The sequence below is a fragment of the Nonlabens xiamenensis genome (assembly GCF_003865345.1).
Classification (GTDB): domain Bacteria; phylum Bacteroidota; class Bacteroidia; order Flavobacteriales; family Flavobacteriaceae; genus Nonlabens; species Nonlabens xiamenensis.
Window position 1 is genome coordinate 167,141 of record NZ_RMVE01000005.1, and the last position, 12,955, is coordinate 180,095.

General features: G+C 43.5%; 9 protein-coding genes. 6 read left to right on the forward strand and 3 right to left on the reverse strand.

The window, feature by feature from the left end:
• Window position 1: 1 nt before the first annotated feature.
• Genes EGM47_RS13485 through EGM47_RS13500 form a run of 4 tightly spaced genes read left to right on the forward strand, consistent with a single transcriptional unit; the run spans window position 2 to window position 6,458 of the window.
• Complete coding sequence (locus EGM47_RS13485; protein WP_124981358.1) at window positions 2–2,287, forward strand: hypothetical protein; 2,286 nt, start codon at window positions 2–4, stop codon at window positions 2,285–2,287.
• A gap of 21 nt (window positions 2,288–2,308) precedes the next feature.
• Window positions 2,309–4,534 (forward strand): hypothetical protein, encoded by a 2,226-nt coding sequence (locus EGM47_RS13490; RefSeq protein ID WP_124981359.1) that lies wholly within the window; start codon window positions 2,309–2,311, stop codon window positions 4,532–4,534.
• A gap of 11 nt (window positions 4,535–4,545) precedes the next feature.
• Window positions 4,546–5,511, forward strand: coding sequence for a caspase family protein (locus EGM47_RS13495; protein WP_124981360.1), 966 nt, complete (start codon window positions 4,546–4,548; stop codon window positions 5,509–5,511).
• Window positions 5,512–5,522: 11 nt separating this feature from the next.
• Window positions 5,523–6,458 carry a caspase family protein gene (locus tag EGM47_RS13500; protein ID WP_124981361.1) on the forward strand — a complete coding sequence of 312 codons (936 nt, stop codon included), beginning with the start codon at window positions 5,523–5,525 and terminating at the stop codon, window positions 6,456–6,458.
• Window positions 6,459–6,531: 73 nt separating this feature from the next.
• Here the strand turns inward: EGM47_RS13500 and EGM47_RS13505 are convergent, their stop codons facing one another.
• Window positions 6,532–6,915, reverse strand: coding sequence for a hypothetical protein (locus EGM47_RS13505; RefSeq protein WP_124981362.1), 384 nt, complete (start codon window positions 6,913–6,915; stop codon window positions 6,532–6,534).
• A 103-nt stretch (window positions 6,916–7,018) separates the two neighbouring features.
• Between EGM47_RS13505 and EGM47_RS13510 the strand changes: the two genes are divergently transcribed.
• Complete coding sequence (locus EGM47_RS13510; RefSeq protein WP_206052178.1) at window positions 7,019–9,445, forward strand: zinc-dependent metalloprotease; 2,427 nt, start codon at window positions 7,019–7,021, stop codon at window positions 9,443–9,445.
• A 229-nt stretch (window positions 9,446–9,674) separates the two neighbouring features.
• Here EGM47_RS13510 and EGM47_RS13515 read toward each other — a convergent pair whose 3' ends face one another.
• Window positions 9,675–10,208: a methylated-DNA--[protein]-cysteine S-methyltransferase gene (locus EGM47_RS13515; RefSeq protein ID WP_124981363.1), complete on the reverse strand. Its 534-nt coding sequence runs from the start codon at window positions 10,206–10,208 to the stop codon at window positions 9,675–9,677.
• Window positions 10,201–11,442 carry an ABC transporter permease gene (locus EGM47_RS13520; RefSeq protein WP_124981364.1) on the reverse strand — a complete coding sequence of 414 codons (1,242 nt, stop codon included), beginning with the start codon at window positions 11,440–11,442 and terminating at the stop codon, window positions 10,201–10,203. The genes EGM47_RS13515 and EGM47_RS13520 overlap by 8 nt, the downstream gene beginning before the upstream one ends.
• 123 nt (window positions 11,443–11,565) lie before the next feature.
• Here EGM47_RS13520 and hisS point away from each other — a divergent pair, with 123 nt between their 5' ends.
• Window positions 11,566–12,939: a histidine--tRNA ligase gene (gene hisS, locus EGM47_RS13525; RefSeq protein WP_124981365.1), complete on the forward strand. Its 1,374-nt coding sequence runs from the start codon at window positions 11,566–11,568 to the stop codon at window positions 12,937–12,939.
• Window positions 12,940–12,955 lie beyond the last annotated feature (16 nt).

The following is a 12,955-nucleotide window of genomic DNA, read 5'->3' on the forward strand; positions in this document are numbered from 1 at the left end:
CATGTTATATCTAGAACCACCATTTCACATTATTGATGGCGTATCAATATTTCGTGATCACGAGGACAAGGAGCAGTATTACTATATGCCCATGGAGCCACAACTTACGCTCAGAAAACAAGAGGAAAGTGATGTGGGCATACCACAGATTCAATTGATCAAATACAGAGGAAACGCTGGGAGCGGTGGTTTCCTGAATTTTGATGTTCATTTGGGCCTGGATGGCGACAAGGTGGAGGAAATAGCCTCCACCATTCAAAGCAAGGATGGATTGGATAACAAGCCCAGGTTGGCTCCAGTACCTCTACTGGATGGATCTGTCAAATTGATGATGTTGGGTAAACAAACCGATGTGTCGGAAGATGGAACCGTGACTACCTCTGGTGGAGACGGTGAAGGTCCCAAATTCGTCACCAATATGGCCCATTATGCTAAACCCTCACTCTATGGAAATAACCAAGCGGCCTTTTCCGTACAGTTGGATGAGAGCGGGGTCGTAGCCGTGGAAGAATCTATCAAGGGACATATGGCACCCATCGGCATCGTTTATTCTCTGGAATATATGGCATTGCGGGATGGCTATAAGGTCAAAGCAACCGCTGACTGGAATAGGGTGCAAAAGCACCTGGAAGAATCATTCACGATTGATACGCCTGTATTTACATCCTCTATTGATACTGTAGTAGATGAACTCATCGAAGAACAAATCATCGACCTTCAGATTGATAAGCTATTCATTTCAGGAGATGATACCAGCGCTATGGAAGGTCGTATGGATATGGCGGTGAATGCTGTCAAAAGTATGGTGTTGGAGAATTTCTTTGAGCCGTCTTTAGATCCAGCGGAACGCGAACATGAAGAAGATTGGGTGGACGATGCAGTGCGTGTTGCAATGATGTTTGCCACCCACGGCGCTTCAGAAGCTAAATTGTTTTCTTATAAAAAGATAGATGTTACCAGAATTGACAAAAAGAAGCTAGATATCAGTATGTCTGAGCGTAGCGCAGTCATTAGAGGGATTTATCCGCAGGGACATTTGCAAGGGTTATTCAGCGTTTTGCAGGAACCAGATGTGGACTTAAGTCAGTTCATCATTCCGGTAGAACTGGACAGTGACTGGTTCAAGAAGCGCACGATCAATGTCATCGCTAGAACCGATTTTGATTCAGAAAACGTCGAATCCATCAACGTTAGATTAGCATACGGAGAAGATCATAAAAACGTGCTTCTGGAAAAAGGCAAGGATAAGGAAACAGTGGAGTGGTCTAGTTTGATCGTCGACGGGAAATTTGTGGATGAGGTCAAAGTAAGCTACCAGATCCATTTTAAAAGTGTGGACGGGAATGAACACCCACATACCTTGAAGTCGGAAGAATTTATTCGCACTACTGAAAACGTAGAAATCAGACCCAGGGACTTGTTTGGGCAAGCACCTATCGCTATCACAGCATTGAATTTCCCCTGGGAAACTTATTCGCATGTTGAGGTGACTACTGCCTACGTTGACGAACAAAACCAGATTGATCAGGAGGAGAGCTTTTTACTGGATAAAGAAAATGCCAGTGCAATTTGGAAATTATTTATTCTGGATCCGAGCCACAAAAAGTTTTCCTATAAGCTGCATTATAGAGCTGTTGATCACCAAGATGTGGAGACCGGATGGATAGAAACAGATGAGGAGCGCATCACCATCAGGGATCCTTTCCCCACCAAGCGCAAAATCAATTTTGTGGCGGCGATCGACTGGGAAACCATGCTCAATGTCTTTGTTGATGTAGTTTATGAAGACCTGGAAAACGATATCAGGGAATCCAAAAGCATTTCTTTCTCGCCAGACCGCAAAGATCCAAAAGAAGTCGTTCTTCAAGAGTTTGTGGATCCACAAAAACGCATCATTAGCTATAAGGTCACGTTGCTCTCCAATACTGGCGATATCACTGAAATCCCAGATTGCCAAACGCTTGCAGATCGTGTTTTTATCACTCCGCAGATGAAAGGGCATAAAATCTTGACGATTGATCCCAGCGGAATTGACTTTGACAAAAAGAAAATCAATAAGCTAGAGGTATCTCTTAGGTATGAGGATACGGAAGCTGGGTTGTCTTTTAAAGAGTCTTACGATTTCGCTTCCGCGGAAGACAGGCCTCGTCACTTTGAATACGATTTTGCCGGCGCTCCAACAGCTGGACCAGAAATGCAAATGCGTATTCGCCACAGCAACGGTATGCAACGTATGACAGATTGGGAGGTCATCACCGAGGATCCTCTCAAGTTAGAAATCGATTAACCATCATTAAAACAAAACATTATGTTAGAAATAGGAAGTAAAACATTTACTTGTGACGGTGTCACTGTATTTGCAGATCATGCAGATCCGGACCAGTTCTGGGCGTTACCTGCACCAGTTCAGATCGCCAGACGTGATCAGGATAATAAAGCCAAACTCACTTTCATCAAGTATGGAAATGTATCAGATGATCAAGTCAAGGGAGGCGGATTCCTGATGCTGGAAACCAATTTAAGGTTAGACAAAAACGTGGAGCGTAAAATCATGTCAAAAATCACCTCCATGGCAAAAGGAACACCAAAATTAGCCATCGTACCTTTTGACGAGGGGACGGTAGAGTGTATCGCCTTGGATCTACAAGGAGGCGGAGGTACTGAGGCCCAACTTTCCAGCGATGGAACTTTTCAAGCGGTAGAGCGTATTTTGGGAGGAACCGTTCCATCGCTCCATGGCGACAACTCGGCTGCCTTCAGTCTTAAATTAAGCAAAGAGGGAGCTGAAATCGTGGAAGGTGCTTTTAAGCAACGCGGAAATCCTGTAGGTGTGCTTTATAATCTTAAGTATTCAGGATTGAGACCTGCATTGGATGTAGAAATCAAAGCCAGTAAGAAAAAGATTTACAATCACTTTAGTGCAGGTCTGGATGCCCAAGTCTATTGGGTCCGTGCAGGAATTGAAGCTGGTTTTGAAAAAATGGTGGAAGACCAGGTTATCGAGATCAAGGTTATCAATTATTCTACAGAAGAAGATCGGGCCGAAAAGGAAAAATGGGCACTGGACTTTTTTAAGGAAAAAATGCTCCCGGAATTTTTTAAATCCTCACTTACCCCAGGAACCTTGGCGGGAGGTATGGCAACTCCAGAGAGTTTACAATCGGTTGCGACACAGGCGGCAAGATTAAGACCACCTCAAGCTGCCACTAGAGATGCGCAGGCAGCCGACGAGGCCGAAGATGATGATTCACCAGCACCTACCCCCAGTGCTCCAAATCGCCCCAGGCCTGATGAAAATACAGGGTCTGAAACAGAAGAGGGTAGTGTAGGAAGTCCACCGGCAGTGGCCAATGCCGTAGCAGGTGCGATCGCATCAGCCACGTCCATGCCGCCACAAACTGCCGCCGCAGCACCTAGCCCTCCTGCAGGAGCGGTGAATACACCTCATCCAGGAGCTGCAGCAGCGGCCGCACCTGCCTTGGTTTCTTTTAAACTGAAGATGCTGAAGCAAGTAGAGGAAAAAACCATGACTTTTAAGTACACTCGTTCTGAAGCCGTTCAGCGCACCTATGCACCTCAAGGTTTTTTAGGCTTGCTTTCCCAGGATCTTAAAGAAGATGGTTACTTCATCAATATTGATACGGATAGCGAATTCTTTAGCGAATTCAGGGTGATTGTAGAAGCAAAATTTGATCGACAAAAAATCGGTTTGGACTCTGCCCATGTAGGACTAAAGTATGGTAATGAAGAAGATAGTTTCAGGAAAACCAAAGACTTTGTTTTTGATCAAACTGAGCAAGAGAAAGTAGATTGGTTGGTGAAAAAAGCCGAAGGAGTTGACCATTATCAGTATTCTGTGCAATATCATTTTGATCCTGATTCAGATTGGCACGGCGAGCAAATGAGTTATGATTTTGAAAATAAGTCTACCGAAGATAGAACTTTACTCATACACCCTTTTGATAAATTACTCTTTTTGGAGGTCGAACTTTCGGCTGTAGATGTGGATTGGGATGAAATTAAGGAGGCGAGGATCCAACTGCATTATAAGACAGGTTCTGGTTGGGAAAACAAAGAGACCTTTTTCTTTCGCGAAAGCGATAATGAGAAAAAACATTGGAAAATTCGCAGCTCTGATATGGAACAGAAAAGTTATACCTATCAGGTGACTTATTTGTTGAAAGACGGAAGCGAAAGACAAATGGAGCAGCAAACTTCTGAGGCGAGTGCCGTGTCTATTCCAAATTTGTTTAAAACCATTAACATCGATTTTATTCCATTATTTGGACCAGATGAGGTGCGAAATGTATTTATAGACATTGAATACGAAGATGAAGAAAACGATCTTGTGGTTAAAGAAAGGGTCAAAATGGACGGGAAGGCTCCAGCAGATTTGACTTTTGAACTTAATATTCTTGACGATGCCAAGGGGACCTACAGGTATCGTACCACCATTGTTGGAAAGGACAATAGTCTTCAACGAGCAGACTTTATTGAAACAAAGGAGACGCTCAATGCAATTAGTTTAACTTAAAAATTACAGACATGGCAAAGCATGCAATTGTCATCGGAATCGATGACTACTCTATACAATCAAGCCATCCGCGCAATGCGGGACTTACATGGCCCAACTTACAATACTGTGGGGCAGATGCCGACGCAATATTTACAGTACTCACCACAAAATTCGGTTTCCCTAGGGAAAATATTATCCTGCTCAAAGACAACATGGCCTCCAGAAGAAATATCCTGAGTGCCATTACACAGGTGTTTCACAATGCCGATGTGGGAGACACAGTATTCCTATCTTATTCAGGACACGGCGGACTTTTACCTGCTTCTACGGATCCGGCTGAAACTCGATTTTTTCAATCCATAATTCCGTATGATGGAGATTGGATTTATGATTATCGCTTGCATCAAGCTGCACTCAGCGCTGGTTTTGATGCCAATGCAATCAACTTTACCTGTTTCATCGATTCCTGCCATTCCGGCGGAATGCATCCCAATGTATCCACGGATCAAGCCATTCAGCGCTCGGTTCCTTTCACCAGGGAAGTAGCAGATCTACTTCAACACATCAGGGAGGTTTGGCCCTTTGGTATTTGTTTACCAGATGGATCTGACGAACTTTTCCCTAATGTAAGCGATCCGGTGATTGAGGGAGATGTATTGGTGGATCTGGATGAAGACCCGAACAAAACCTTGGTAGCAGCTGCTCAGGCAACCTTGATCTCGGCTTGTAAATACCATGAGGTCGCTTTTGAATTAAGGAGTAAGAGACACGGAGCATTGACTCAGGCATTTATAGATGCAACCAGGGGTGATGTGAGTCAGCTCACCTATGACTCATTGATCCAGGAACTCGTACAACGGGTAGATCAGCTACTCACTGCCGAAGGAGTGCTTGACAACGCAAGCTATCCAGATCAAACGCCCAGCCTGAGAGGTCAACAAGGACGTATGGAGCAAATCTTCCTGGAAGGACACAATACATCAATACCAACTTAAAACCAGTTATTATGGCAACTAAAAGATCATTGACCGTTGGAATCAACAATTACAGCGTCTTTCAACCCAACGGCAGCGCGAACCTTTCCTGGTGCGCCAGCGACGCAAGAAAAATGAAACGACTATTAAGAGACAGTTTTGGCTTTACTGAGCAATATCACCTGGCTGATCTTAATGCTTCCAGGAATAATATTCTGGATACCTTGAGACATCTGATTCGGGTATCAGAAGCAGGGGATACCATCTGTTTTTACTTCTCTGGTCATGGAGCTAGGGTTCGTACAGACTTGAGTCGAGCAGACTGTGACAGTTATTACGAATGCCTCATTCCTGCCTCTGGTGGATATCTCACCGATAGAGACCTGACTGATATAGCGGATGATCTGTATCCCGACGCTGTCAATTTTACTGTCATCACTGACGCGTGTCATTCAGGCGGTATGCACAGTTCGGATGCCGATTTAAAATGTCGTACGCCAAGATTCACTAGAGGATTATTGGATGAGATTGTAGAATTCCTACAAACCTTGATACCCTTTGGTATTTGCGCTACCGACCACAGCGATTTACAAAATAATGTGGCCAATGTAAGCCAAAGCGAAGGGGTGATCGATCTGGATCCGGATCCCAACAAAACTTTGGTGGCGAGTTGTAAGTCTACCTTGATATCGGCCTGTCATTTCAATGAACTCTCATGGGAATCAGGAAGTATTAGGCAAGGATTATTTACCAAGGCTATCATGGAAACCATTACCCAATCCAATCCGGATACGGATTATCATGCGTTTATCCAGGCTTTGCAATCCAACGTGTCACAACGCATCAATAGTCTGATCAGAAACTCCAATCGCCCCAATGTGACCCAGACACCCCAATTGTTTGGACAGCGCAACCGGATGTCTGAACGTCTGCTAGAAGGTTGGATTGAAACACCTTTATTTCAATAATAACAGAGCATTGATCACTAAAAAAATCCGCTGGCGGTATATCTGCCAGCGGATTTTATATTATGTTTCAAATTTAATTGACCCTATTGTACCTTTCTACACAGGGCTCAATACAAAAGTATGAGAGTTCCAGCACATCACCGTCCAAGGTATAGTTAGCTTGGCAATTATTGATTTCTATACTCGTCGCAGCGGTGTTATATGTTCCTGTAGTGGTAGCCTGGGTGATACTACCAAAACAGAAGCCCTGGTTGCAATTGACAAGGTTTTGGGAGGTGAATTGAAGGGTTTTACCACTGGCGGGCTCAAAATTCCCGCTTCCATTCCCAGGATCAACGTAAATCGCAGTCAATTCCCACATGCCTTCTATGCCTTCATTGGATGAAGCAGCATCATCGTCTGACTGACAGGCTAAAAGTGTAATTCCTAAAAGAATAAGTGCTAAAAGTTTTTTCATGATGGTGTTTATCACATAGATGTTTTACTGACCATAAGGTTGCGTGGCAGGCACTACAACTGAGTAAAGAATATCAAGTATATTTAGGCATCAAACAGAACAAATGATTCTACAACATATATTTTCCGCTTTGATATTGATGGGCCTTACTGGAATTAATTCATTATCCTATGCTGCACCTATAGTTATAAGACCGACCGATTCGATAACCATTCAGCAAAAATTTGAAGGTTTTTTTGATTTTACCTATCAGACCGATGAGGGAAAGATTTTGTTGGAAGTCAAGGATTTGGAGTCTGACTTTTTGTATGTGCATTCTTTGACGACTGGCTTGGGATCTAATGATATCGGCCTAGACCGTGGTCAGTTGGGTGATGGTGTAGTGGTACGTTGGGTCAGAGCTGGAAATAAACTTTTACTGGTTCAGCCTAACCAGAAGTATAGAGCCAATTCTAACAACCTCAGCGAAAAAAAATCAGTAGAGCAAGCTTTTGCGAGATCTGTCCTGTATGGTTTTGAAATAAAATCCTCCAACAAAGACGTTTACACTATAGATTTAACTCCGTTTTTACTGGAAGATACACATCAAATAGCAAAGAGGTTGAAAGACAAAAAACAAGGCGTTTATAAATTAGAAAAGAGTCGAAGTGCCTTGTGGATGGAACGTACCAAGAGCTTTCCTAAAAACACGGAATTTGAAGCCTTGCTGACATTTAAAGGTACACCGACAGGAGGTGAAATTCGCAGCGTTGCACCAGACGCAGGAAGCGTCAGTGTGATTCAGCACCACAGTTTTGTCAAGCTTCCCGAGTCAGGTTATCAACCCAGAACTTTTGATCCACGTAGCGGATCGTTTTATACCAGCTATTATGATTATAGCGCTGACTTGGGTACACCAATTCAGAAACGTTTTATCACTAGGCACAGATTGGTCAAGAAACATCCTGAGCGACCTATGAGCGAACCTGTAGAGCCAATTATTTATTACTTGGATCCCGGAACACCTGAGCCAGTACGATCTGCTCTGTTGGAAGGAGCCAGCTGGTGGAACCAGGCTTTTGAGTCCGCCGGTTTTATTGATGCATTTCAAGTAAAAATCCTACCTGATGACGCTGATCCTATGGATTTACGTTACAATCTGATACAATGGGTTCATCGCAGTACCAGGGGTTGGAGTTATGGCGGTAGCATCACGGATCCCAGAACTGGAGAAATCTTAAAAGGCCATGTTAGTTTAGGAAGTTTAAGAATTCGCCAAGATTATATCATCGCTCAGGGCTTGGTCAAAGATCCATTTGCTGAGGGTGAAAACGCTCCTAAAGAAATATTAGATATGGCGCTTGCCAGAATCAGGCAATTAAGTGCTCATGAAGTTGGTCATACTTTGGGCTTTGCCCACAATTTTGCTGCAAGCGCCAATGGTCGTGCAAGCGTGATGGATTATCCGCACCCAAAATATAAGATTGAGCAACGCCAAGTGCTGTTGGATGATGCCTACGACATAGGAATAGGAGCATGGGACAAGCTGGCGGTCCAATACGCGTACGGAATTCCTCCCGCAGGAATAGAAGAATCTGACTATCTGAAAGCAGTCCTCAAAAAGGCCGAAGAAAAAGGTCTGGATTTTATTACCGACGCAGATGCCCGTTCTGCCGGAGGAGCGCATGCTACTGCTCATTTATGGGACAATTCTGTCAATCCAGTAGAAGAACTCCAGCATATGCTCGAAGTAAGAAAATTGGCCATGGAAAATTTTTCCTTGCACCAAATTCCCAATGGAAAGCCATTGAGCGAACTAGAGGATATTTTTGTTCCCCTGTACTATGCGCACCGGTATCAAACGGAAGCTGCCGTGAAATGGATAGGAGGACTGCGATATTCTTACGCCGATAAAGGGGAGCCCGCTTTTACTTATCTCGACAAAACAGAACAGCAAAAAGCCTTACAAGCGATTTTAGAAACCCTTGATCCAAAGGTCTTGCGGATGCCTAAGCATGTGGTTGATATGTTCCCTCCTAGGGCTTATGGCTACCCTCGCAGCAGGGAAAGTTTTAAATCGCGAACAGGTGTGGCATTTGACCCCATCAATGCGGCTGCCACCAGTGCTGATATGACGTTGAAATTGCTATTACATCCGCAACGACTGAATCGTCTGGCGCAAATCGGAGTATATGAAAGTCAAAGAGATTTTATAAAACTAGAGATCGTACTCGATCAACTTTCAAGGAAGGTATTTGAAAATAAGCCTAAGGATGCTTACGGTGCTTTGATACACGAACAAATTCAGGACATCACTTTGCATCATTTGATTCAGGTTTCCAGAAGCGACAAGAACACCATCCAGGTCAAAGCCACCGCCATGCAAGAGCTGGAAGAACTTAAAAAAAGAAAGTCTGGATCTAAAGACGTTTTTGACAAGGCTTTGGTCAAACAGTTGACTTTCTATGAAAAAAATCCGGAAGCTTTTCAGCCAATTGAACTACCAGACTTACCAGATGGAAGTCCGATCGGCTGTTACCAGAATTTTTAAGATTACATCTCTGGATAAATTAAATGTTGGGGCCTTTATACAGATGCGTCGCATATCTATAAGACATACCGGCATGCTTGAGCGAACAATTGAGCTTGCAAACTAAAAATCTAATTCCCATTGCCTATTGAAGTTGAGCGTTATCTGGGAAATGTGATAACCATCCACTCATGTCGGATATGATTGTTTAAACATCAAAGATAAAATATAGATCCTGGCACTCGCTTTGTTAAAACAAGCATTGCTGGCCGTGATTCAATGAGATCTTTTCCAGGCGGAGTAATTTTTCCTTGGCACGTAATCCGCCGGCATAACCGGTAAGTGCTCCGTTGGATCCCAAAATCCTGTGACAGGGAATGATAATGGAAAGTCGGTTGGCTCCATTGGCAGCTGCTACCGCCCTGATCGCTTTTTCGTTATGTAGCTTTCGCGAAAGCGCAGCATAACTACACCAAGTTCCATATTGTACCTGCTGTAGCGCCCGCCAAACTTGTTGCTGAAACTCAGTCCCGACCAAATGCAATGGCAGGTTGAATTCGGTCAGGCGACCTTGAAAATAAGCTTCGAATTGATGAATTGCTTCTTGATGTAATGGATGAATCTGCTCTATGTATTTGCTATGGAGAAGTTGCTGAAGACTGCGATCCTGAGCCTCCCGTTGTTTCCTATATTTCCAATCGGCCATACACAAACGCTCCTTATAAACACCCAGCAGCAAGACTCCTAGCGGAGAATCATACGTATGGATCAGAATATCACTCATAGCGCAAGGCTTCGATCGGATCCAGTTTGGCAGCTTTGATGGCGGGAAGTACACCTGAAACCAGGGTTATTAGAATTGATATGATCATTGCCCAGCTAATCGCATACCAGGGGATTTCAAATCCAATTTCAAAAATCCTGGAAACAATCCATCCAATCAGCATCCCGAATAGTATGCCTACAAAACAGCCGTATTGACTGATAAGGAATGTCTCGATAAAGAATTGCCAGGAAATAGTACTTCGTTTAGCGCCTAGTGCTTTTCTTACACCTATTTCCCTGGTACGTTCTGTCACAGAGACCAACATAATATTCATCAATGCGATCGAAGAACCAAAAATAGTGATGATGCTAATGACAAAGGCGGCTACATTTAAGGCGCCTTTGGCGGCCAGGAATTGAGCCATCAATTGATCGCTTTGAACAATGCCAAAATTATCTTTTTCAACCGGTTTGAGGCCTCTGATATTACGCATCAACAGCATGGCTTCATCTTTGGCATTGGCCATGAAATTTTCATCAAAAACTTTTACACTCAAATCATAATTGATACCGGGTTGGGTGTAAATGCGTCGAGCCATTCCTATAGGTATCAATACCCGGAGATCAACATTGTTGCCAAAGGTGGAACCCTTTTCCTTTAGCACACCTATCACATCAAATTTATTTCCTCGGATATTCAAGGTTTGTCCCAAGGCATTCATACCAGGAAAAAGATCCTCTTTCATATCGCTACCGATGACGCATACTTGGGAATTATTTTTAATATCCAGGGCAGAAAACATACGACCGCTACCAAGTTTTAATCCAGCGTTCTCGGCATAATTTTCATCAACACCAGCGATGATCACTTTAGGTTTGGTTTTACGGTCACCACTTTTGACCTCCTGACTACTCGTCGCCTGAAAAGAAACTCCTACCTGACTGGCTGGAGCATCAAAAGCTTCTTTAAATTCCTGAACTTGACGGTAAGTAATGATAGGGTGGGCCTTAGGACGTTCTCCGCTACCTCGACTCTGAAAATTAAAGGCATAGCGTTGGATATAAAATGTATTGGTTCCTATACCTGAAAAACCATTTCCTAAGGTGGAGGAGAGTGCATTGACCGAACTAAGGATTCCGACTAAGGCCGTGATTCCTATGGCTATAATGATCACAGTAAGGATGGTGCGCAGTAGTTGTCCCTTGATACTTTGTTGCGCAATATTGATGTTTTGGCGAAATAATCCCAGCATACCCATAAGACTTATTAGCAGGTGAAAAGTTACAGGATCTGGATCTTAATTCTGGCTTAAATGAGCGGATTTTATGCCCCATACTTTTTAGAGACTGTATATTTGCAGCCTTAATACAGCTTTATGGCCCAGAAACCCTCCATTCCCAAAGGTACCAGAGACTTTAGTCCGTTGGAAGTACAACGACGTCGATATATCATGTCCATTATTCAAACGCATTTTGAAAACTACGGCTTCATGCCCATTGAAACCCCCAGTTTTGAGAATTCTGACACATTGATGGGTAAATATGGTGAAGAAGGTGACCGACTGATCTTTAAAATACTGAACAGTGGAGATTACTTAAAGAAGACCAGGGAGGAAGACCTGACTCAAGGCAATGAAGCTGCGCTGACACCAAAGATTTCAGAAAAAGCCTTACGGTATGACCTAACTGTACCATTTGCCCGTTATGTGGTGCAGCACCAGAATGATATTGCCTTTCCTTTTAAGCGATACCAAATTCAAAATGTTTGGAGGGCTGATCGTCCACAAAAAGGTAGGTTCAGGGAGTTTACACAATGCGATGCCGATGTTGTGGGAAGCAACTCATTGTTGCAGGAAGTCGAACTCATCCAACTTTATGACGCGGTTTTTACCAGTCTGCAGTTAGACGGTTGTACGATCAAGATTAACAACCGTAAAATTTTGGCGGGAATCGCTGAGGTGATTGGGGCTGAAGATAAACTGATTGATTTTACGGTCGCTCTGGATAAACTTGATAAAATCGGCAAGGAAAAAGTCCAACAGGAAATGTTGGATAAAGGTATTGCGGGGGAAGCTATTGAAAAATTAGATCCTGTATTCACACTCAGCGGAGGATACGCGGAAAAAATGAAGAGTATCAAATCTCTATTGAACGATTCTGCCGTGGGGATGAGAGGAATCGAAGAATTGGAATTCATCAACGATTTTATTCAACGCATACCACTGAAGACCGCTCAATTGGATCTAGATATTACGTTGGCCAGAGGATTAAATTATTACACGGGTTGCATCTTTGAGGTAGCAGCTCCAGAAGGTATTTCCATGGGAAGCATCGGTGGTGGAGGTCGTTATGATGACCTGACTGGTATTTTTGGTATGAAGGATATGAGTGGTGTAGGTATCAGTTTTGGTTTGGATCGTATTTATTTAGTGCTGGAACAGTTAAATCTTTTCCCTCCGTCAGTAAGAGCAGGGGTAGAGGCCTTGTTTGTTAATTTTGGCGCTAATGAAGCAGCCTATTGTGCAGGATGGGTGTCTCGCTTTCGCGAAAGCGGCATCAAATCCGAGCTTTACCCAGATGCAGCCAAAATGAAAAAGCAAATGACTTATGCCGACCGCAATGAGATTCCTTATGTGATTATTGCGGGAGAAAACGAGATTAACGCTGGAAAATTAACCTTGAAACATATGGCTACTGGTGAAGAGGAAAAACTTGATCCTCAGGATATCATCCAACGCTTGAGCAATTAAGGAAAAGAATGATTAT